Raw genomic sequence first — 26,550 nt, 5'->3', positions numbered from 1 at the left:
GACTTGAAATCGACGGTGTCGGCGGTCGTGCTGAGGCACCGCAAACGTATGTCTTCAACTCGGTGGCTGAGCAGTTTGCGACGAGCCTCGGGTTTGGGGCGACGTCCAAGACCGTTGTGTCGCTGGACGTAGCGGATGCGGTACTTCCAACGAGTAACGCGGATCGTTCGTTCCAAGGCGTAAACTTTGACGGGGATGAAGCGGTCGTTCGATTACCAGCCACGGCGGTGGACGGGCTCGCAAGCATGACCACCAGTCTTTGGTTCCGCACTTCGGCTCGGGAGAATCCCTCGGCCAGTCGGCAAACGCTTGTCAGTGGCGGCAAGAACTCCGATGGATCGTTCTCGGGAGAGCAGTACGGCATTTTCCTCGAGCAAAGTTCACGGATTCGAGTCTTCGTCAACGAGAGCAGCACCTTCGTGAACGTGCCAAATCTGCTTGATGGCGAGTATCACCACTTAGCAGTCGTATCCAACGATGCGACGAACGCACTGGATATCTATGTTGACGGAAATCGAGTGGGAGGCACAACCTTATCCTCGATCGGCCCCATAGAAATCTCCGATGGCGGTTTGGCGCTTGGGCAAGAGAAAAATGGCGTTGCCGATGACAGCTTTGTCACCGACCGTGCGTTCCAGGGCGACATGGACGAAGTCTCAATTTGGAATCGTGCGTTAACTGCTGATGATGTTGCACTGATCGCTGAACAGGGAATCGCCGGCAATGAGAACGGACTGCATGCCTGGTTCCGATTCAATGAAATTTCGGGTGTTGCCGTCTTTGATTCGACGAATGTCCACGCCGATGGGACGCTTGGCAGCACCAGCGGAAGCGGCGCCTCGCCGGTTCGGCAACGTATCTATCAGCCCGGCAGTGGGCTCTCGGTCACTCCTAACTTTGACTTGGATCAGGACGGCATTTCGGATCTGATCATCGGATCGGTTTCCGCATCGCCCAACGGTGCTAGCCAGGCCGGTCAGGTTGACGTGGTCTACGGATCACTTGCTCCGCGTACGATTCCCGAAACGATCACCGTCTTGGAAAACTACTCCGTCTCAGGCAGCGGCTCGTTCGTGGAAGCTCGCGGTGGCACAGGACGCGCCGCGATCTTCGATGACGGGGGAGCACCGTTCTCGTTGACTGAATTGACACTGGCATCGGAAAGTGATCCCGCCGACTCCCTTCAAGCAGGCTACATCGACCTGACCAATATTGCGATTTCAGCGATCACGCAGACGACGATCGCAGTCACGTTCACAACCGATCAGGCAATTCTTGATCCGTCTAGCGGTGCCGCTCAGGGCGTGAATTACGTTCTGGGAATAGACACCGATGGCCCATTGATGACGACGCCGGATTTCTTTGATGTTGATATCTTCTGGAGCATCAGTCCCAACGCGAGCGGTCAGTACGTAGCCACTGGATTTGGCGTCGATTCGCTTGTCACGTACAGCGGCAACACAATCACGATGACGGCAAACCTTGCGGCGCTTGGCGACATTGATTCGTTCTCCGCTTATGGCATCGCACTCGACTCGGTTGGGACTCCTGCAGGTTCAGGCAACGACGAGAGCAGCGTCTTGACGGTCACAACGCCTACAACGTCCCAGCTTGCGACCGCAACAGAAAAGTGGTTTGAGTTTACGACTATCGGCGATGGGAAGGCAAAGGATTCGGTCCGGGTTAATGGTCCACTCTCAATTCGGATGGATTTGATCGACACGAATGGCGGCGTTGTGAAGGCGAATCAGGGTGCGATTAGTCTTCGCGACGTGCCCGCGGGTCGTTACTTCGTGCGTGTTTACGATCCCGTGAAAGCCGACTCGCTATTCAAGATCGAATTTGACGCCCCGATACGCGGAGTCACGCACGAGACATCGTCATGGCCTGATCGCGATCGTTTAGAAGGCGGCGAGGGAAGCGATCTGTTGGTGGGCAACCACGAACTCGATGAATTGTTCGGTGGTAGTGGAACTGACACCTTTGCCGGAGAACCGGTTGAAGTTCGTGACCGCGATATTTCCGATACGGCGGATATCGCCGTTCCATCCAGCCAAGCAAGCTTCGGGAATGATGCTCCCATCCTGGATCCAATTATCGGCGACTTTGCCGTTGAACTATTTTTCGATGACTTCGAAAAAGGCTCGTTTGATACCGGCAACCGTTGGTCCCCACTTGTAGGAACTCCTCAGGTCAGTGAGACGGGTATCAGTGAGCCGAGTGGAGTCAAATCGGCTCGACTCAATGGCAACGCCGATCAACTCATCACACAGGCACTGGATCTGTCTCGGGCATCGTCCGCAGAGATCAGTTACGCCTACCAGCAGACCGGCGGTGGCGAATCACCCGATCCTGGTGATGACTTAATCGTCGAGTACAGCGTCGATGGCACCAATTGGACGCCGATCGATCAACAACGCGGCAGCGATCCCAATATGACGGTCTTCGTGAAGCGTACTTTGGTCGTTCCAGCTCAGGCTTTGCGCAACAATTTCCAAGTTCGCTTTCGAGTCACGGGTACTCCCACTACCTATGACGATTGGTTTATCGACGACGTCAAGATTAGTGCCATTGATCAGGGCTCCGTTCAACTGCGAACCGCCATCAATGATCAACTTGGCCGGCCAGTCACCAGGTCGGTCAACCTTGGTTCTTTCGCGGTCGACTTTGATGGCAGCAACGACTTCATCGAAGCGCCGTTCCACGCGTCGAATAACCCAGTGGGAAGCTTTAGCGTCGAATTGTGGGCTAAAGTCGAAGGTGGCACGGGAAGCTATCGATCCGCCATCACATCGCGTGAGGCGTTCTCGACATCAACGGGATACGATACGCGAGGCTACATGCTGTATGCCACGCCGCAGGACACATGGCAGTTCTGGACTGGCAACGGGAGCGGAGGCTGGGACGTTACCGCAGGACCTGCCATTACGCCGAATGCTTGGACACACGTCGCAATTGTTTTCGACAGTATGAGTGGTCCCGATTCCAATGGTGCATACACGGGAACCAAGAAGCTCTACCTTGACGGCGAATTAGTAGCGGAAACGATTGGCAAATATGAGCCGAACCAAACCCGACCGCTACGTATTGGCGGTGGTGCTACGGAATTGTCGACAAGCTACTACAACTTCGATGGCAAGTTGGATGAAGTTCGTATTTGGAACACCGCACGAACTGAAGACGAGATCGATCAGTCATTCCGATCGACCGTTTCGTCTAGCGAGACCGATCTGGCCAGTTATTTCCGCTTGGATGAAGGATCGGGCACTACAGCCAGCGATATTTCCGGAACGCTAACCAATGGAACTTTTAACAATGGGCCTTCCTGGACGACGGATACGTTTGAAATTACACCGGAATTCCACGCCCCGCTTACCGCATCAGAGATGGCCTCTCTGACGGTCCTGGATGCATCGGACCGTGGCATCTCGAACCTTGATCTGGGCGAATATTTGGTCAATTTGGTCTCGCTGGATCTGTCCGGGAACAATGTTAGCGACGCGGACTTCAGCCAGTTGCGTCCCAGAAAACTCACGTCGGGACCGCAAGCGACCGAGAAGGTTGGACTGTCCCACCTGCGTCAGTTGGACCTTAGTGGCAACATTCAAATTCAAGAGATCGGCCAACTGGCTTCTTTCCCAGAACTGACTTCGCTGAAGCTGGAAAACACCAGCGTCGACGCGATTTCAACGTCAACCATTCGAACGATCCAGGCTCTAGAGGACCTCGACACCCTGACCCTTCCCACGCGAGTTCTCGATCCAGGTCAGAATTTGGTCTTTCAGGAAGGTCAACGTGTTGAGGTTCCATTCTCAATCGACGCGCTCAATTTTGATGGTACCAACGATCGCATCAGCCTCGATGCAGTGGATGCCCTCGGTGCATTGACTGATGACTTCACGATCTCTGGCTGGATCAAACTCGACTCGCTATCCGGCGAACATCCTATTCTTGCGTCGTCACCTGGCTTCCCTGCGTGGAAGTTGTCGGTGGTCAACGGAGATGTTCTGTTCCAGAACTCGGCTGATACTTACATCAGTAATATCACGCCAACGATTGGTCGGTGGACTCATGTGGCCATGACGCTGAATTCAGATTTCACCGTTGATTTTTATGTTGATGGGGCTTTTGCCGAGACCGTCGATCAAGGGACGACAAACCCTGGCCTTCCCGTGGGAACGCTACCATTCGCGATCGGCGAGTTCGGCGGACAATTCCTTGACGGTTCGATTGCTGATCTCGCGGTTTGGAATCGTAGTCTTACGATCCAGGAGGTTGCCAAGGTCTTCCGTGGGGATATCGCAGCGACGAACGAATCTGGAAATTCAGGAAGCCTGATTGCTCATTGGGAACTTGATTCCGGCTCGGGAATCCTTGCGGTCGACAGCAGTGGCAACGGCGTGGACGGCGATCTTGAGGGCGCGACATGGTTTGTCGACAATACAGCTCCTTGGTCCGTCGAAGGCGCCACCGACGCACTTGGCTTGGCTTCGCCGGCATCCTTTGTTGCTAATGACAATGGGACCGCCATCGTGGCGGTTCGTAACTATCGCTTCCCCATACTGATTCGAAATACCGCTCCGGTCATTGCCGCCGCTGTTGACCTTGATCTCGCCAATGGTGGTTCAGGTGTTACCGAAGGACAAACGATCACGCTCGGTGCACCAGAGTTCAACGGGCTCAACGAATTTTGGTTCGATGGAACATTCGGCGATGGAAATTTGAATCCTATCGATGAATCCGTCAATGCGACGAGTCTATTGTCGGTCGTGCCGGATAGCTCAAGACTCCTTGACACCGAACTGAACTATAACGCCTCCGATGCTGACTCGCGTTCAGGACTAACCCTTGGTCCAGACTTCTTTGCGGGTGCATGGGTGGGAACGGTCACGGTTGGCGAAGTTGGTAGCGGGAGTCTGCTTGAGGCGGGTGATGTTTCTTTTGGGACGCGCAGCGATGATGGCAGTGCCATTTGGATCGACGCCAATCAAGACGGCACGTTCCAAGGCAGCGAATTGATCGTCGATAACCTAGGGGTTCATGGCCTTCAAAACCGTGTCGACTCTATCAACCTTGCAGCAGGCGATTACGAAATCGCGATTGTTTACTACGAATTTGGCGGTGGCGAGTTGATGCAGGCCAAGTTCTCGCAAGGTGCGCTTACGAATTCGAATTACGGATCGATGACGTTCATCGACCCGAGTGACCCTGCCCAGAACGGCCTTTGGACTCCGCTTAGCAATGTACGCGTCGAAGTACCGATTCTTGTTGGCGACGGTAACAGTCAAGTCGAAGTGGATCGCTTCATCATTGACGAAGCCAGTGGAAGTGACGCCAAAGAATTGGCGCGTCGGTTCAGCATCACAGATCCCTCGGGCCGATCAACCGATCTGTCACGCGGATCAATTTCCATCAATGGGACTGGATTCGTCGATACGGGCTGGGCGCTCGATCAAAGTGACACGTCGAGCGGTGCTACTTTTGAAGCGTGGGTCAAGCCGACCGCATCATCGGGTTACGTGTTTGATAGCGCGAATACTGGGGGTGGCGGGTGGTCATTGCGACACGACGGAGTCAATTGGATCGTCGACACGGGCCTAAGTGAATTGGTAACGTCCGAGCCCGTCGTCTTTGACCAATGGCAACACGTCGCCGTAGTGATGGACCCGACCAGCGGCACTCGCTTGTATATCAACGGCGACCTGGAACCCAAATTTGAAACCTCCGATATCGGATACCGCGACGATGGCGGACAACTTGTCATCGGTGCTGACTTCTCTGGTCAATCTTCGTTCTTTGGCGGCATCGACGAATTCCGAGTTTGGAACCGCGCATTGCGAGCCGCTGAAATCGCGGACCTGGATGATGGCAGCGTGCCGAACAATTCGCCGAACTTGGTTGGGTACTGGTCCTTCAATGAAGGAAGTGGCCCCGTCGCGAATGACTTGGCCGCTGGTGGTTATGACGCGAAGATCTTGGGGGTCGTCACTCCTAGTCCGGCATTTGCTACCGCTAGCAGCATCCTTAACTTTGCCAACGCGGCATCCCGAACGGTGGATGGCAGTGGTCTGAACCTTCAGTCTCCCATCGGCAGCAGCACGCATGACCAAGTCTTCCTCGACGGAATGTGGGCGACGTCACCCTATGTTGGTGTTAGCGGTGACGTTGAGGATGCCTACATTCAATACGATCTGGGATCGACGTTCGATTTGGACGAACTTCTGATTTGGCAGTTCAATGAAAGTCTTGTCGGAGTTGACAATACCCGATACGGCGTCCAGCAGTTCGACGTCTACGTTGGTGAAACCGAAGCAGAGCTCGAGTTGATCGTTGCGGATGCGATACTGGAACGGGCCGGTGGTTCGGACGCCGAACCTTCGCAATCGTTCAGCTTGAACGGACTGGCCGACGGCGTTCGATTCGTTCGTATCGAGGTGGACAGCAATTATGACGTTAGTGGAAACGCGTCGTTCGTCGGGCTAAGTGAAGTTCGATTCTTGGGCGCCCCAAGCCTGTGGTCCGATGATTCACCGGACGTGTTCACGCCGATGTATGTTCCGATTGACGACGGGGTGTACACACTTTCGGCAACGATTTCGGACCAAGACGGTGGGCAAGACGCGGTTTCGACGACCTTTACCGTTGGCAACGCCGCTCCGTCGATTAGCGGTCTCAATACGCAGCCCGGCCCTTACGTTGTCGGTTCCGCGATTTCGTTTGACGCGTCAGGTGCATCCGATGCCGGCATCGATGATCGTTTGATTTATCACTGGGAAGTGGTCGCGAACAACGGGCAGCGGATCTTGGCGTCAAGTGACACCGAGTTTGAGTTTATCCCGCAGTACAGTGGCAGCTACGAGATTACTTTGTCGGTGCGAGACGACTCGTTGGTTACGACTAAGTTCACCGAACGCATCAACGTTTCACCGTCCGTCGTGATCACTCCAAGTGAAGGTCAGCTTCAGCCGGCCGCACTGATGTTTGATGATGATCAATTGACGCTTGATTCAGTAACATTAGACGGCGCCGCGGACTTTACAGCGACGTTCTGGATTACTTCCGATGGTACGGCCAATCAAGCTATCTTGAGTGCTGCTTCGGCGTCTGGGGCTAACGAACTCTTGGTCCGTTTGCCGTCTAGCAACGCGGTCCGCGTCGTGCTCGGCGGATCGTTAGGTCGCACTTGGTCGGTACCTGATTTAGGCGATGGCGACTTTCACCACGTCGGAGTCGTTCGAACTACCACCGACGACATGGTTGAACTTTTCGTCGACGGAGTTTCCTATGGTAAGAAGGCTTTTGCTGGAGTCGGGAATCTGTCGATTCCGGTCGGCGGTTTTGTCGTTGGGCAAGAACTAGTTTCCGCTGGCGGTGGCTTTGTAGCCGGACGTTCCCTGCAGGGTTCTTTGGCCGACCTGGCCATTTGGACGCGGGCGCTTCCCTCAACGGACATTAATGCATCAGCGGGAGGTGCGATTGACCTTGAGGATTCGCAACTTGAGTTGTGGTTGCGATTGGATGAAGCCGAGGGAACTTTGGCCGCCGATGCCAGCATGAATGCCCGTGATGTCACGCTTGGTGCGAACGCACCGCTGTGGCAGTCATCTGACATTGATGTGTGGGAACAAGAGTTCCTGGCTGGCAACGTCGTAACAGTGACTGCCGATGAATCGAGTCCGACTGGGCCAGATGGTTTGCTACGAGGGACATCGGATTCCGTCGAGCGGTCTTATGCATGGACCGTTGGTTCCAACGCAGGAACGTTGGTCACCGGCACTGATGAAACGCTAGACTTCGTTCCGGTGGTTCCTGGTGTCTACGATGTTGATCTCACAATCACCGATGTGTTCACATCCGATTTGTTCGCCTGGAGCGGGCTTAACAACGACGAAGACGCAAACGACTATGCCGCCATTGATCCGGTCAGAGTGGGCGGACAATTCCAAGCCAGGTCGCCTGGTGCATACTTGGCGGACACGGGCTTGGACACTTTTCTGGATGTTGCCACCGACAGCTTCTCGGCATCGGGTACGGTTACTTTTGACAATCCCGATAACGCGTTGACCAACTTGCGGTTTGGCTTCTTTGATAAAGACGACTTCACGGCTAACGCGGACACCTTTGGCGTTGGTTGGCGAAACCTTAGTGGCAACCGGCTTCGTGCGGGCAATTCCACTGGTACACCAGCCTTTACACTCGATGCGGGTTCCTACGCTTGGTCAATTGACTATGACGCCAATGTCGGCGGTGGAACGCTAGCAGTCACTATCGACGGAAACACCGAGACCGTGACTGGACTAGCCAGCAGCGGACGTGTGTTCGATTCCTTTGGGTTTGTTCAGCCAAGCGGTGATGATTCGTCAACTGTGTTTTCCATGGAGCTAACGGATCTACAGTACACCGGTGACACAACAACCCTGTCGTCGTCACAGTCGCTATCCATCAGTGTTAGCCCACCCGACGTCATCGCAATCGTGGCTCCGACGGTTGCCGCCGAAGGCGACGCGATGCGTTTCTCTTTGGCAGGACTTCCGCCCGTTACTGAGTTGGGATCACGAGTGGTTGTTTGGACGGTGACGCCTAGCGGTTCAGAAACCTTTACGACCGACGTTGTAGAAAACCCTGAGGCGTTCGGCTTTACAGCGACAGCGGATGGCTCGTTTACGTTGTCTATCACAGTGACCGACACGTTTATGGGTGAAGATTTGGTCCGGTCTGCGAGCCAGACAATTGTCGTTGACAATGCGGCACCTACCGTCGCTGTCGATAGCGTTGGAGGCGAAGAGAATGCGGCAGTGACGCTGACGGCAACTGTGGTCGACGCCGGAATTAATGACACACACGACTACAGTATCGATTGGGGTGATGGCACCGTGACCGAAACTGGCAATGTCGCCAGTGGAATGCTGTCGGGCACTCACACGTATCCTCAAGATGGAACCTATCAAGTAACCGTTACCGTCACGGATCAAGACGGAGGCGAAACGATCGTGTTGGTTGATGCAATCATCGTCGATGTTGCACCCGTGGCGGTTGATGACGTCGCTCTTGCTACCGATGAAGATTCAACGTTGGTAATTTCGCGTGATCTAGGTTTCCGGCTGACTTTCGATGAAGGCAGCGGCAATACGACACTCGATAGTGGACCCGACCAACTTAGTATTACGGTTGACGCTGGCATTGGGCCAGCCTGGGATACCGATCTAAGTGGCAACACCGCGTTGGTGTTCAACGATGACTACGTCGAACTTCCGCGAAGCGTCCTCAATGGTGCGGACGATATTACAGCGACGTTCCGAGTTAGAACGACCAAGACGGGCTATCAAACGCTAATTAGCGCCGCTAACACCACCGAGTTTGAAGAATTCTCAGTGGCGTTGGCCAGCAGCACCGCCGTGCGTTTGTTTGCCAATGGCTCTAGTGCCATTTGGACCATTGATGATATTGCGGACGACGAGTTCCATCACGTTGCTGTGGTTCGTGATCTGGTAGGCAGCCAAGCCGAATTATTTGTCGATGGGGTCTCGCAAGGATTCCGCGCTTTGAGCAACCAAGCGTCGCTATTGATCAGCAACGGCGGTACCTTCTTGGGTCAAGATCAAGATAGCCTCGGTGGCGGATTCCAAGCAGGACAATCTCTTGTCGGTAGCTTGGATGACGTTTCCATTTGGAATCGAAAACTCGATCCGCTCGAGATTCGTCACCTAAGCAATGGATCACGCTCGATCTTGGCACTTAACGATACTGATCAAGGCATTCTTGACCGGCTTACGTTAGCCAGTTTCACCGGCGTCACGACCAGGGGTGCCATCGTTTCGGTCGACGCAAACGGATTGCTCCGATACGACCCATCCGGCTCCGCCGATCTGAATGCCCTTGCCGATGGTGACACCGTGGTGGACACGTTCACCTATGTTATTGCTGACGAAGCTGGACTGATGGACGAGGGAACGGTGTCGATTGCGGTCACGGGGGTCAATGACGTTCCCGTCGCTCTGCTCGAACGTGCTGAAATCGTGGCCGATCAGCCAACCGTCAGTGGCAACATCTTGGAAAGTGTCACGGATGTTGATGAGGGTGCTACCAAACGGATTCGTAAACTCAATGGCGAGACGAGTGATTCCGTCGACATCATCGGGGTCTACGGTTCGCTAGATTGGGATCGATTGACCGGTGACTACGTTTACACGCTGGACCTGAATCACCCAGCGATAGAGCAGCTTTCCGCGGGCGAAACTCTGTCGGAAACATTCGACTACATCATCACTGATGAACTGTCCAATGTAACCTCGACATTGACGGTCCAAATTCACGGTGTGAATGACGCTCCCGAAGCGGGCGACGACATCGCGACGGCTTCGGCTTCGGCTCCTCTGGTCGTTCGTCAGGGTGGATATGACGATCAAGTGCTCGCGGACCAACCCGTTGCTTACTGGCGTTTCGGCGAACAACAAGGGACAGTTGCTGCTAACGAACTGTCACCAATCTCGCCTGATGGAGTGTACGTCGGCAGTTCAAAGACGATGGCTAGTTTGGTCGGCGCAAGCCAGGATCGTTCGCGCTACTTCAGCAACAACGGTTTTGTTGCCGTCGAGGATAGCGATCTGATCAACACCTACACCGGTGATGCACTTGAGAAGTCGTTTGAAGTGATCTTCCGTGCTGATGACGTTAGATCGCGACAAGTTCTTTACGAACAAGGTGGAACGAACATCGGATCTAGCTTGTACATCGATGGTGGGAAGCTTTACTTCGGTGTCTACGACGGATCGCCGGTGTTTATCAATACCGATGTGGATAGCAATATCAAGTATCATGTCGTGGCTGTTTTCGACAGCCCTGAAATGTCGCTTTACGTCAATGGTGTATTGGTTGCTTCGGCCGTTACCAACTTTGGTGGGGGAGGCGGATTGAGTCCCAATGGTGGCGATATTGGGATCGCTGCTTACCGAACCAACACTCGGTTCCATGATGGATCGGTATCAGGTGTCGAAGGTGCTTACTTCACAGGCGTGATCGACGAAGTCGCGTTGTACAACAGAGCGCTTAATCTGGATCGTGTTTCGGCGCACTACCGTGCGATGGGCCTGTTAGCCAATGATGTGGAGAAAGACCTCGACGACCAAACCTTCGTCATCGCGGTCAACGGTGACGCGACCGTCGTCGGCAAGCAAGTCGTCTTGCCCTCTGGTGCTTTGGTGACAGTACATTCGGACGGAAGTTACGAATACGATCCCAATGGTCAGTTCGACAACTTGGATTCCAGCGAAACGGCAACGGATTCATTCGAGTACACGATACGTGACCGTGATGGAATCGAATCGACTGCGACCGCCTCGGTGGTTGTTGTGGGCGAAAGTGATTTGCCGCTCGCTAATCCTGACAGTGTCATTACACCGGTCAATACATCCGTGATGATTCCGGTCTTAGATAATGACTTGCCGACCGGCGAGATCGAAGTGCTAAGTGTAGGCAGTGCTGCCAACGGAACCGTGACGGATAACGGCGACGGGACGATCACCTACACACCCAATGCTGGATTCACCGGTTCAGATTCGTTTGAGTACACCGTTGCGATTCAAGACGTTGAATTGACCAACACTGGCGCGAGTGCTGGCGACCGTTTCGGATACGCGACCGCGGTGGATGGTGAGTTTGCCGTCGTAGGATCGTTCTTAGATGACCCGGACGGAATTAGCGATGCGGGTTCAGCTTACGTCTATCAGAAAACAGGAGAATCGACGTGGACTGAGGTCGCTCACTTGACCGGGTCGTTGGATGCGTCAGGGCTTCGTGGTCACTTCGGTAGTAGTGTGGCTATTGACGGGGACACAATCGTAATTGGCGCAGAAACGGATCCAAGTAATGGATTCCGATCAGGTGCGATCTACGTATTCCAGCGCAATCATGGCGGTGCCGATAATTGGGGCTTGGTTAAGAAGTTGTCTGGAAATGACACTTTTAATCGTGACCTGTTCGGTCGCTCGGTAGCACTATCGGGCGATACGATCGTTGTTGGTGCTAGCGTTGCAGACCCTGTCGGCACGTCATCCGGTGCCGCCTATGTGTTTGAGCGAAACCAGGGCGGAATCGATAATTGGGGCCAAGTGAAAAAGATTACTGGCAGCACCCAGGCCGCGGGAGACCGCTTTGGGCAATCCGTTTCAATCGATGGTGATCTGATTGCTGTGGGAGCGTTTCGTCACGATGGAATTGGCACGGACACCGGTGCGGTCTACGTGTTTGGCCGCAATGCAGGTGGCATTGGCAATTGGGGCGAACTGAGTGCGATCGAGCCTGCTGATTCAGTTGTCGCAGATCAGTTTGGATACTCGGTATCCATAAGCGGTGGGACTCTTGCCGTGGGAGCAAGGCAAGACGACGAGAATGGTAAGAACCAACTTGGTTCGGTGTATCTGTTCGAACAGAACCTCGGCGGCACCGATAACTGGGGGCAATTGCAAAAACTTCTCGCCAGCGACGGTTTGCAAGGCGACCGATTTGGTTGGTCGGTCTCGCTCGAAGGAACGCGACTTGCCGTGGGAGCCACTCAGGCGGACCAAGGTGGTGACAGTTCAGGACGCGCGTACCTGTTCGAACAATCGAATGGCGTGTGGAGTGAAACTCGCATTCTGATCAATGAGCAAGTCACCACGCGTGATGAGTATGGAATCAGCGTTGCTCTGGGCGGTGATTCAGCGGTGATCGGCTCTTGGCTCGACAACCGACCCAACAACAACACCGGTGGCGCCTACTTGTTTGATCTACGCACATCGACCACGACGGTGGACATCATCGTCGGAAGCGGGGCATCAGAACTGCCGCTTGCAAGAAACGAAGACGCAGCCGTCAGCGAAGTACTCTCGCAGCAGGATGCTGAAGAAACCGTAAATCGAATACTTCGCGTATCTGCGGAATTACCAGCGATCGACTTGAAGATGGAAAGTCATCTTGTCAACGTCCCCATCGATGTCGCTGCGCTTCCGACCTCTGTCGCACCGGTCGACCAAGAGAACATTTCGTTCTGGATGAACGAGAGTGACGCCAGCCCTACCGATAAAGCCATCGCTGCGCTTTTAGCGAACGATCCTCGCACCGAGTCAGATAGTGACTTCGATGCTCTACCACTAAGCCGTGTTACGTCCGACCTAGCCGTCGACCAAATTTTCGAAGATTGGAATCCAGATGAGTAAAACGCAACGAAGTCTCCGCCAACGCCTTCGTCAAGCTTTTCGCAAACGCAAGATGATCGTCGAATCGCTTGAGTCACGACGGTTGCTCGCATCGGTGCAGGTGGACCTGAACAACGATGTTGTCGACGGCAACACGACGGCTGGCAACGTTTCGTTGCGGGAAGCGATCACTTTGGCCAACTCGATGGCAGGGGCGGACGAGATTGTATTTGGACCGCTGTTTGATTCTCCGCAAACAATCAACATCACCAGCCAGCTACCCACAATCACCGATGCACTGACGATCACGGGAACCGGGGCCAACAACCTGACCATCGACGCGGGTGATGGAACGGACAACACGTTCAACACAGCCGATGGATATCGGATTTTGGAAGTCAACGATAGCACGGGAACGTCGATCAATGTATCGATCAGCGGGATCACGTTCACCGGTGGTGACGCAGTCGCCAGCGGTGGCGCGATCCTGAACAACGAGACGCTGACACTGACTGAAAGTGTGGTCGATACGAACGCATCTCAGACCAGCGGTGGTGGCATCGCCAACACAACCTTGGGTGTCTTGTCGATCGTCGCCAGTACGTTGTCAGGTAACGCGGTGGATGATGGTGTCACCATTGGTGAAAATGGTGGCGCGATATTCAATCAGGGGACAACCACCGTCCAACGCAGCACGGTATCGGGCAACTTTGCCAACGGTGGTGGCGGGATCTTTAATGCGAATGGCAGCGCAGCGATCATCGAGCAAAGCACACTGGCCGCCAACACGGCGCTGGGTGGATCGACATTCGCTAGTGTCAGCGCGACGACAACCGTGTCGAATTCGATCTTCGATGGTTCCGCATCGGCCAGCGGTGGATCGCTTAGTGGTGACTACAACATCTTTTCATCGTCGGTCGTCATTTCAGGCACCGGCAACCAAACTAGCACGCCACCTGGGCTTTTGCTGTTGGCGGACAACGGTGGACCGACAAAGACTCACGCCATTTTGTCGACCAGTGCGGCTTTAAATTCTGGCGACCCAGCAATTACATTTAGCGCCAGCGAGTTCGACCAACGCGGTAAACCGTATCGGCGCGTGGAAGGAACCAGAATCGACATTGGTGCCTACGAGTTCCAGTTGGTCGTCGATTCGACCTCGGACACTGATGATGGCGACTACTCGCTGGGGAACCTGAGCCTTCGTGAAGCGATCAACCTGAGCAACACGATCGCCGGTGACAACGCAATCACGATTGGCCCGCTATTCCAATTTGCCGAGACGATCTCGCTGGCCAGCCAGCTGCCCACGATCACCGAAGATGTCACGATCACCGGCCCGGGTGCCAACCGATTAACGATCGATGCGGGTAACGGCACCGACGGAATCTTCAACACCCAAGATGGCTTTCGCATCTTTGACGTCGACGATTCGACGGGCACCGACTTGAACGTCAGCATCAGCGGTGTGACGCTGACCGGTGGTGACGTGACTAGTGGCGATGGGGGCGCGATTCGAAGTGTCGAAGATCTAACGCTCCAACAAATTGAGATCACAGGCAGCGCCACGCAATCTCGCGGGGGAGCTATCTACAGCACCGGTACTCTCACATTGAGCGAAAGTACGATCGCTGACAACGCTGCGGCAAATGGTGGCGGTTTCTACAACGGTGACGTCGTCGACATCGTTCAAAGTACCTTTTCGGGGAACGAGGCTACCGATCGCGGCGGCAACCTGTTCACTTCCAATGGCTCCGCGCTTGACATCGACCTTTCGACCATCGTTGGCGGATCGGCGGGAACCGAGGGTGACGCGATCCATCGCGGCAATACGGCATCAACGACCATCGATAACTCAATCGTCCAGGGCGATGTCAGCGGGGGCGGTACGTTTATCGGTGACTACAACCTGTTCACCATAACCAGCACCATCAGTGGCACGAACAACCAAGTCGTCACCGATCTCGGCCTGACAGACCTGGGGAACTTTGGCGGCCCGACCCGCACTCACGCGATTGAGGCAGGCAGCCCGGTAATCAACGCGGGTAACCCAGCGATCGTGTACAGCCCAATTGAGTTCGACCAACGCGGTGAGAGTTTCAAACGGGTTCACAACGACGTCGTGGACGTCGGTGCGGTGGAATCACGCTATGTCGATGGTGCGTTCGAATTGTTGTTGGACATCAACTCGCTGCCTGAAATCTCGGGTTCAAGCATCAGTAATGTGACGGAGGTCGGTAGCCTGCTGTTTTTCACTGCTTTCACGCCCGACACGGGCAGCGAGCTTTGGAGCACCGACGGTACCGCGGCCGGAACGACGTTGGTATCCGATATTTGGCCGGGTACCTCCAGCTCCTCTCCCGCTTTCCTGACCAATGTGGGAGGAACGCTATTTTTCCGAGCCAGTGATGAAGCCAATGGTAGCGAGCTTTGGAAATCAGACGGAACCGAGGCGGGCACCAGTCTGGTCACCGACATTCGGACGGGAAGCAATTCGTCTAGTCCAGGTCAACTTACTAATTTTGGTGGAACGCTGTTCTTCACGGCCATTGATGACACCCATGGTCGAGAACTATGGAAGTCCGATGGAACCGAGGCGGGCACGACCTTAGTCAGTGACATTCGTGCCGGTTCAAGCGGTAGTTACTCCTACAACGTCACCGAAGTTTCCGGCTCACTCTTTTTCACGGCAAGCGATGGGATCAGCGGCACCGAGCTTTGGACCACGGACGGAACCGCAGCGGGCACGACCTTGGTTTCCGACATCCGTCCCGGCAGTTACTCAAGCTATCCGAGTTACCTGACCAATGTCGGTGGCACGCTTTTCTTCCGCGCCAGTGATGGAACCAGCGGATTCGAACTGTGGAGCAGTGACGGGACCGCAGCGGGAACCACGCTGGTATCCGATATCTTCGCGGGCAGCTCCAGTTCATCGCCGGTGCAGCTCACGAATTTTGGCGGAGCTTTGTTCTTTAGTGCTTTCGATGGTACCAACGGTCGCGAATTGTGGACCAGTGACGGGACCACGGCGGGCACCACATTGGTGGCTGATATTCGCACCGGCAGCAGCGGCTCATACGCCTATAACTTCACCAGCTTTGGTGGCTCGCTTTTCTTCACGGCCTCGGACGGTACCACCGGTACCGAGCTTTGGAGCACTGACGGCACGGCAGCGGGAACCGTCCAGGTCGCCGACATCCGCAGTGGCGCTAGCAACTCGTCCCCGAGCTACCTGACCGAAGTCGGCGGAACGCTGTTCTTTCGAGCCAACGATGGCATCAATGGCAGCGAACTGTGGAGCACCGATGGAACCACGGCCGGTACCACTCTGGTCGATGACATTCGCAGCGGATCATCATCGTCATCCCTAACTCGTCTGACCAACTTTGGCGGAACGCTGTTCTTCCGAGCCGATGATGGAGTGTACGGCGATGAACTTTGGACCAGCGATGGAACGGCGGCTGGAACCAACATGCTGGTCAACATTCGCACGGGTACGGGGAATTCTTACCCGAGTCAGTTTACCGAAGTAGGCGAGACCACGTTCTTTGTCGCCAATGACGGCGCAAGCGGCAGTGAGCTTTGGAAGACCGACGGGACTGCCGCAGGAACCAGTCTAGTTCTGGACATTCGACCAGGAATTGATAGTTCCAGTATCACGGACATGACCAATGTGAGCGGCGTGCTCTTCTTCCGAGCCAACGATGGAACCAATGGCAGCGAGCTGTGGAAGTCCGACGGCACTGCCGCGGGCACAACCATGGTCTCGGATATTAGGTCTGGCAGTTCAGGCTCATACCCCGACGATTTGGTGAACGTGGGTGGAACGCTCTTCTTCGAGGCCAACGATGGAACCAACGGCCTTGAATTATGGAGCAGTGACGGCACGGCGGCTGGCACGAATCTGGTGCTGGACATTCTTAGCGGCAGCTCGAGCTCGAGTCCAAGGTACCTGACCAATATCGGTGGCACGCTGTATTTCAGCGCTTCCGATGGGACCAACGGACGCGAGCTTTGGACCAGTGACGGCACCGCCGCGGGAACGACTTTGGTCAGCGACATCCGATCGGGAAGTAGCAGTTCCTATCCCAGAGACTTCACCGAAGTGGGCGGTTCGGTATTCTTCCGAGCCTTTGACGGTACAAGCGGCACGGAACTGTGGAGCACCGATGGCACGGCGGCAGGCACAACAATGGTGAGCGATATTCGGCCGGGCAGCAGTTCGTCATATCCGACACAGCTAACTAACGTGGACGGCACTCTGTTCTTCCGCGCCAGCGACGGTGTCAATGGCTATGAGCTTTGGTCCAGCGACGGCACGACGGCGGGGACAACTCTCGTCGCCGATATTCGTGAAGGAACGAGCGGTTCTAACCCGTACAACCTCACCGAGGTCGGCGGAACCTTATACTTCGCGGCTTCCGATGGACTCAGCGGCACCGAGTTATGGTCCAGCGATGGCACGGCAGTGGGAACGGTCCTGGTCGAAGACATTCGCGGTGGTTCCTATAGCTCGTACCCCAACACGCTGATGAACGTGGACGGGCGTTTGTATTTCGAGGCCAATGATGGCATCGGTGGCGCCGGGGTTTGGAAGATCGACCCAACCATCATCGGAGTCACCCAGGTCGCGGATTCGACCGGCACCCGGCCGTCAATCAACACCCTGACCCAAATCAACGGACGGGTGTTCTTCAATGGATCAACGGGAGCCGTGGGCCAAGAGCTGTTCGAAGTCGTCGAGGATCGCACACTGTTAGTGGATGCGCTGGGTGATACCGATGACGGGCTTTACACACTGGGCAATCTAACGCTTCGTGAAGCGATCATTCTGTCCAATGAGACTGAGGTCGTTGAGTCCATCGAATTTAGCTCACTGTTCGACACCGCGCAAACGATCGACATCGCCAGCCAACTGCCCACGATCACGCAAAGCGTCACGATCACTGGCCCAGGCGCTGACCTGCTGACCATCGACGCCGGTGACGGAACCGATAACACGTTTAACACCCAGGATGGTTACCGCATCTTTGAAATCGTTGATGGTAATGCGTCAGACATCTCCGTTGTCATCAGTGACCTGACGCTCCGAGGGGCAGACGCTACTGGTAGCGGCGGGGGTGCGATTACCAATGATGAGGACCTCACCGTTCTTCGGTCCGTCATTACTGGCAACGCGACCTCAAACTTTGGCGGCGCGATTCGAACATCACCGCTAGGTGAATTGCAGGTCGTGGACAGCTTGCTTTCCAATAATGCAGCGTCGTTTGGTGGTGGCATCCTGACATACGGCCCGGCGGATATCCAGCGAAGCACCATTTCAGGCAACTCCGCCACTAGTCGCGGCGGAGGAATTTACAACGCCAACACAACCTCCACGATTTCCCAAACCACGTTCTCAGACAATACAGCTGCAAGCTTCGGAGACGCGATTCAGAACGCCTTTGGTTCGCCAGTACTAACGATTTCTAATTCGATTGTTGATGGTAGTGCGGAAGGATCTGGCGTGTTCAACGGCAGCCACAACATGTTCAGCGATGGGGACCCCGGCATCACCGGATCGGACAACCTGTTTAGCACTGATCCACTCCTCGGGCCGCTCGCCGATAACGGTGGCCCGACACCAACCCACGCACCGCTTCCCGAAAGCCCGGCGATCAACGCGGGTGACCCAAGTATCACAGCCAGTTCAACCGAATTCGACCAACGGGGCGAAGGCTTTGACCGAGTTCGCTTCGGCCGAATCGACATCGGTGCTTTTGAATCTCGCTACGAACCAGTTGCGATCAGCCTGGTTGCCGACATTCGCGCCGGAGTGAACGGATCAAGCATCGACAACCTGACCAACGTGGACGGCACATTCTTCTTTACCGCCAACGATGGTGTTAACGGTAACGAACTTTGGAAGAGTGATGGAACCACCGTTGGTACGTCGCTAGTGGCCAACATTCGATCGGGTAGCGGTAGCTCGAACCCATCAAACTTTGTCAATGTCGATGGTACCTTGTTCTTTAGCGCCAACGACGGCGTCAATGGCAATGAGCTTTGGAAGAGTGACGGAACCGCCGCGGGAACCACGATGGTGTCGAACATACGACCGGGTAGCGCCAGTTCATCACCGCAAGAAATGCTTAATGTCGGCGGAACGCTGTACTTTAGCGCCACCGATGGAAGCAATGGACGTGAACTATGGACGAGCGACGGTACCGCGGCGGGCACGACACTGGTTGTCGATATTCGACCAGGATCGGGCAACTCGTTCCCAGCCGACTTGGTCAACGTCGACGGAACGATCTTCTTCAGCGCTAACAGCGGCAGTTCGGGTGTGGAGTTGTGGTCCAGCGATGGGACCGCCGCGGGAACCATGTTGGCGACCGACATCGTTGCGGGCTCAGGAAGCTCTTACGTGAAGGAGCTAACGAATGTGGATGGTACTTTGTTCTTTGTGGCTCATGATGGGGCCACCGGATACGAACTTTGGACCAGCGACGGCACGGCGGTCGGAACGTCACTTCTAACTGAGATCAAACCGGGACTCGATGATGGTTCGCCAACTAGCTTAACCAACGTCGGGGGGACGTTGTTCTTCACCGCCATGGATGACGCCAACGGACGTGAGTTGTGGTCTAGTGACGGTACGCCAGCGGGCACGGTGCTGGTTGATGACATTCACGTCGGAGCAATCGGCTCACAGCCAGATCAGTTGGCCGAGCATGAGGGCAGCTTGTACCTATTGGCCGATGATGGCGTCACGGGCACCGGACTTTGGAAGTGGTCGCCGTTAGTGGGCGAACTGCAGCACCTGGCCGATGGATTAAATCTTGATCTGGGCCCGGGCAGTTTTGTCGGCGCTGCGGGGGCGGTTTATATCGTCGGTAGCGAAGCGACGTTGGGTGACGAGTTGTACAAGATCATTGAAACCGAGCCGAACTTGTTGGTCGACTCGCTGGGCGATATTGACGATGGAAACTACACCCCTGGCAACTTGACGCTGCGAGAAGCGATCACCTATGCCAATGAAACAACGTTTGCGGAGCAAATCACGTTTTCAGAGGTTTTCGATGGCAACCCAACGATCAACCTGGATAGCTCACTGCCTACAATCACTCGCGATGTCACGATTACGGGGCCGGGTGCGAATCTGCTAACACTTGATGCTGGCAACGGAACTGACGGGCTGTTCGGTACCGGTGATGGTTTTCGAGTGATAAATATTGATGACGGAACCAGCGCGGACATCAGCGTGGGAATCAGCGGTGTGACGATCACCGGTGGCGATGTGGTCGGTGATGGGGGAGGAATTCTTAACGGAGAAACGCTCGATCTGTCCAACGTTGAAATCACGGGCAACGCGGCAACCTCGCGTGGTGGTGGTATCTCCACCAATGGGCTTTTCATGACGCTAGTTCGTAGCACAATCGCCGACAACTCGGCGGCTAATGGTGGCGGGATTTACAACGCAGGCGAAATCGATGTCTTGTTAAGTACGATATCGGGCAACGATGCAAGTGTTCGAGGGGGGAACCTGTTCATGGCGGGAAGCACCCTGGCCGCGATCAACCAGTCGACGATCGCCAACGGTTCAGCGGGGACCGACGGGGATGCGATCCGGGGCGGTGGTGGATCGAACATCTCAATTTTCAATTCAATCGTCGACGGATCTACCAGCGGATCAACAGCGTTCTCCGGTGACTACAACGTCTTCGCATCCTCGTCTGGAATCACGGGCACTGGCAATCAAGTTTCGGCAGATGTCGGGCTCACCGACCTTGGCGACTTTGGCGGCCCGACTCGCACTCACGCGATCGAAGCGGGCAGTCCGGCGATCAACGCGGGTGACCCGGGGATCGCATATAGTCCAAGCGAGTTTGACCAGCGTGGCGCAAACTTCATTCGCGTCCACAACAACGTGATCGACGTTGGTGCGGTGGAATCTCGCTACGTCGAGGCGCAGTTCAATCTGCTCAAGGACATCAACGCGCAACCGGAAACCTCCGGATCGAGCGTTTCGAACCTCACGCAAGTCGGTTCGTTGTTCTACTTTACTGCGTCAACGCTTAACGAGGGCACCGAGTTGTACGTCAGCGATGGAACGATCGCGGGAACCACGATGGTGGCCGACATTAGGCCAGGAAGCTCATCGTCATATACCAGTTCCTTGACCAATGTCAACGGAACCCTGTTCTTTCGTGCGAATGATGGCGTTCACGGTAACGAGCTTTGGACCAGCGACGGCACGGCCGCCGGTACCCGAATGGTCAGCGACATTCGACCGGGGACGTCTTCGTCGTCTCCCGACATTTTGTTGAACGTCGGTGGGACGTTGTTCTTTCGTGCCACGGATGGTTTTAACGGCACCGAGCTTTGGACATCGGACGGTACATCCGCCGGCACCACGTTGATAGCTGACATTCGACCGGGGGCCTCTAGTTCCTATCCAAGTGGATTGACCGATGTTGGCGGCACGCTGTTCTTCCAAGCCAATGACGGCGTCAACGGAAGCGAGCTTTGGAGCAGCGATGGCACCGCAGCGGGAACGACACTGGTCAGCGACATTCGCAGCGGAAGTTTTAGTTCGTACCCGAGTTACCTAACCGCCGTTGGCGGGAATCTGTTATTCCAAGCCAACGACGGCAGCACTGGCAACGAGCTATGGGTCAGCGACGGCACCGCAGCAGGAACGACCATCGTCAGTGACATTGTCTCTGGAGCCTCGAGTTCCTATCCTGCCTACTTCACCGAAGCGAACGGTCTGCTGTACTTCTCAGCGTCTGATTCAACCAACGGTCGCGAAATCTGGATCAGCGACGGTACCAGCGCGGGCACCACGCTGCTGAGCGACATTGGGCCCGGTAGCACTAGTTCTTTCCCGGGTGAGTTCACCAATGTGGGCGGCACCGTCTTCTTCCGCGCGAGTGACGGCACCACGGGATCCGAACTCTGGAGCACCGACGGAACGACAGCGGGCACGGCCATCGTCAGCGATATTCGCAGCGGTGCTTCCAGTAGCTATCTGTCCGAGTTCACGGAGTTTGGCGGTAACCTTATCTTCGAAGCTAACGACGGAACCACGGGGACGGAATTGTGGATCAGCGACGGCACGGCGGCGGGAACGACGCTGGTGGCCGACATTCGTGCGGGTTCACTCTCGTCGTACATTTCTAGCATCGTGAACTTCGGCGGCACGCTGTTTTTCCGCGCCGATGATGGCGTGTACGGCGACGAATTGTGGACCAGTGATGGCACTACCGCTGGCACCAGTCTGTTTGCCAACATTCGTGGCGGAACTGGGAATGCTTCGGCCAGCCAAGCCGTTGACGTCAGCGGAACCACGTTCTTCGTCGCCAACGACGGCACCAACGGTAGCGAGCTTTGGAAGACCGATGGCACGGAAGCGGGAACCACGCTGGTCGCCGACATTCGACCCGGCAGTGACAGCTCAAGTATTTCTTACCTGACCAACGTCGGGGGAACGCTTTTCTTTCGTGCCAATGACGGCACCAACGGTAGCGAGCTCTGGAAAAGCGATGGCACGGCGGCCGGTACGGTCCTGGTATCGGACATTCGCTCGGGTGCTTCATCCTCCTTTCCCAGGAATCTGACCAACGTGGGCGGCACGCTGTTTTTCAGTGCCAATGACGGAACCAACGGAACGGAACTTTGGAAGTCCGATGGTACTGCCGCAGGAACCGTTCTAGTTTCCGACATTCGATCGGGTAGCTATAGTTCTAACCCAAGCTTCCTGACGAACGTTGGAGGCACGCTATTCTTCCGCGCCTTAGACAACACCAATGGATACGAACTCTGGACGTCCGATGGAACCGCGGCGGGAACGACCCTGGTCGCGGACATCCGCACGGGTTCCTCGAGTTCTTATCCCCGCTACTTAACCAATGTCGATGGCACGCTGTTCTTTACCGCTTTTGACGGCGTCAACGGAACCGAATTGTGGACCAGCGATGGGACAGCGGCGGGCACGAGCTTGGTGAGCGATATCCGAGCAGGAAGCGGTGGTGCCTCCCCCACTGATTTGACGAACGTCGACGGCACGTTGTTCTTCGGCGCCCTCGACGAGATCAATGGTCGTGAATTGTGGAAGAGTGATGGAACTGCTGCGGGCACGAGTCTGGTTCTAGACATTCGCCCGGGATCGAGCAGTTCTTTTCCTGATGAGTTGATCAATGTTGGCGGCACGCTTTACTTCGAAGCCAATGACGGCGTCAGCGGCTATGAACTTTGGAAGTCTGACGGCACCGCTGCGGGCACCATGCTGGTCGAGGACATTCGTGGGGGAGCATCCAGTTCGTTCCCATCGCAAATGACCAACGTCGATGGCCGCTTGTATTTCCGCGCCTCCGATGGGATCGGCAACACATCGGTCTGGAAGATCGACCCAACGGTGATCGGCGTCCAGAATATCTTTGATGGCGGTGGGTTTAACCCGAGCGTCGGTTCGCTTCTCGACATCAACGGTACCGTGTTCGTCACGGCGACGGATAATACCGTCGGAAATGAGCTGTTCGAGATCGCCGAAGATCGCACGCTGTTGGTTGATACGATCGGTGACTCCGATGATGGCATCTATACGCCGGGCAACCTGACGCTTCGCGAAGCCATCAACTTGTCCAACGAAACCGAAGCCGTCGAAACGATCGAGTTCGGTTCGCTGTTTGATACGCCGCAAACCATCGACATTGCCAGCACGCTGGACATCACTGAAAGCGTCACGATTAATGGCCCCGGCGCGAACCTGCTGACGATTGACGCAGGCGATGGAACCGATGACACGTTCGACACTCAGGATGGATATCGGGTCTTCAACATTGACAATAGTGATTCGACCCTGCTGGATGTTTCCATCAGCGGGCTGACCATCACCGGGGCTGATATCAGTGGTGATGGTGGTGGCATTCGCAGCGTTGAGAACCTAGCGATCAACGGTAGCCGTATCATTGCCAATGCATCCAACTATTACGGCGGAGGCATCGATAGCAGCGCGGGCTCACTGACGATCACGGGAACCACCATTTCGGGCAATAACGCCAACTATGGTTCTGGATTCAATAGCCGGACAGGGCTAACACTGACGGGATCAACCGTTGCCCTCAACAATGGTGTCTCAGGAGTCGGAGCGGTCATCTCCGGTGGCGGCACGATTTCCAATAGCACGTTCTCAGGGAATATTGCGAGCGATCGTGGGGGAGCATGGTTCCAGTTCAGTAATCCCGTCACGGTGACCCAGAGCACGGTCACAGGCAATACCGCTGCGACTGGTGGATCCGCAGCCTATGTAAACTCGCCGGTAACCCTCAACGGTTCGATTTTGGACGGCACCTTCGGAGGCAGTTCTAGCAGCACACTGTCAGGCAACTACAACCTGTTTTCGGGTTCCGTCACGATCACGGGCAGCGGCAACCAGACCAGCACTGCACCGATGCTGGACGTGCTAGCCGACAATGGTGGCCCGACGATGACGCACGCATTGTTGATTGGCAGTCCGGCTTTCAACATGGGCGATCCGACGATCGTGTTCAGCCCCACCGAGTTTGACCAACGCGGCGACGGCTTTGCCCGCGTCGTCGATGGCCGCATCGACATCGGTGCCTTTGAAGCGGGCGAGAACGTGCCACTAGCGGTTGCCGATTCGGTTGTCACGACTGAAGACACCGCTATCACCGTTTCGGTCTTGGGCAACGACACACCGAGCGGCGAAGTTCAGATCATCGGCCACAGCGATGGAACCGACGGGACTGTCGTTGATAACGGTGACGGCACGTTGACCTACACGCCCGACACGGGCTTCACCGGCAGCGACTCGTTCGACTACACGATCGCGCTTAACGACGTTGAACTGATCAATTCCGCCACCTCGGGCGGTGACCGTTTCGGTAACTCGGTCGCCATCAGTGGTGACTTTGCCGTGGTGGGATCGTTCCTGGATGATCCCGGTGGACTCAACAGCGCCGGTTCGGCGTTCATCTATCAACGCACCGGAGATACGAGTTGGACTCAAGTGGCGCAGCTCACCGGTGACGCGGCCCCCAACGGTAGCGCTGGTCAATTCGGTTACTCCGTCGCCATCGACGGTGATACCGTTGCGGTCAGTGCGCAAAGGGACCGTGAGAGCGGATTCCAAGCCGGTGCCGTGTACATCTTTGATCGCAACGAAGGCGGAGCCGACAATTGGGGACGTGTGACCAAGCTCATCGGCAGCGACACGATCAAACGAGATCTGTTTGGTCGTTCGCTCGCGCTCTCTGGCGACACGGTTGTCGTCGGTGCCAGTGTCGCCGATCCGCTGGGTCTATCTTCCGGTGCGGCCTACGTGTTTGAACGCGACCTAGGAGGCGTCAATAACTGGGGCGAGGCCAAGAAGCTGATCGCTAGTGACGGTGGAGCCGGCGACCGGTTTGGTCAAACCGTTTCGATAGATGGCGATCTAATCGCCGTTGGAGCCTTCCAGTACGACGGTAGCGCTAGCAACACCGGCGCTGCGTATATCTTCGCTCGTGACCTTGGTGGCGCGGGCAACTGGGGCGAAGAAACCATCATCGAGGCAGCGGATGGTTTGGCTAATGACCAATTCGCTTACTCGTTGTCCATCGACGGAACGACCGTAGCAATTGGATCGCGATTCGATGACGAAGGTGGTCTGAACCAACTCGGTTCGGTGTATCTGTTTGATCAGGACGAAGGCGGAGCGAGCAACTGGGGTCAAGTCACAAAGATCCTAGCGGACAACGGCGTTGCCGGTGATCGACTGGGATGGTCAGTGGACCTATCGGGTAACCGTCTCGTGGCCGGTGCGATTGGTTCGGACATTGGGGGCTTAGCTTCGGGCAACGCGTACCAGTTTGAAAACGTCGGTGGCACCTGGACACAAACACGCGTGCTTAACAACGACGAAGTGACCACGGCGGACGAATACGGTATCTCGATCGCGGTCGATGGCGATGTCGCGGTGGTCGGATCGTGGTTGGACAATCGTCCGTCCAACAACACGGGCGGCGCGTACGTGTTCGACCTACGAACGAGCACGGTAACAGTCGGTGTCACCGTTGATCCAAGTCCATCTGAATTGGCGTTCTCAAGCGAAGAATTGCTCTGGTGGGAAAGTGCCATGCCTTCGGTGTCTGATCAAGAAGACGCGTTGTTGTTGGCTAACAACGTATCTAGCCTTTCATCTTCGAAGGCGGAAAGAATTTCGATTGATGATCGATGGTTTGCCGAGAACACCAATCTCACAAATTCGCCTCGGGGTTTGGATGAGTTAGAGGTTTGGGATGGAGAAGATGATGAGCTTCTAGATCGGCAATCGGATTTGCATGCCGGAGTTGTCGATTCGGTGCTCAATGCATTGTTGCATGAAATGAACTAG

General features: G+C 55.6%; 2 protein-coding genes (1 of these 2 cut by a window edge). Both read left to right on the top strand.

Going from position 1 to position 26,550, the window contains the following annotated elements; genetic code table 11:
• Positions 1-13,193, top strand: the end of a protein-coding gene (locus tag Pla22_RS18920) for a LamG-like jellyroll fold domain-containing protein (protein ID WP_146516297.1). Its footprint begins 20,020 nt before the window's first position; the window shows 13,193 of its 33,213 coding nt (coding positions 20,021-33,213); its start codon lies beyond the left edge, outside the window; the stop codon is at positions 13,191-13,193.
• Positions 13,186-26,550 (top strand): ELWxxDGT repeat protein, encoded by a 13,365-nt coding sequence (locus Pla22_RS25545; RefSeq protein ID WP_207310414.1) that lies wholly within the window; start codon positions 13,186-13,188, stop codon positions 26,548-26,550. Before Pla22_RS18920 ends, Pla22_RS25545 begins: the two co-directional genes overlap by 8 nt.

Origin of the sequence: Rubripirellula amarantea, from assembly GCF_007859865.1 — a bacterium.
Lineage (GTDB): Bacteria > Planctomycetota > Planctomycetia > Pirellulales > Pirellulaceae > Rubripirellula > Rubripirellula amarantea.
This window is presented reverse-complemented; position numbering and strand designations above follow the sequence as displayed.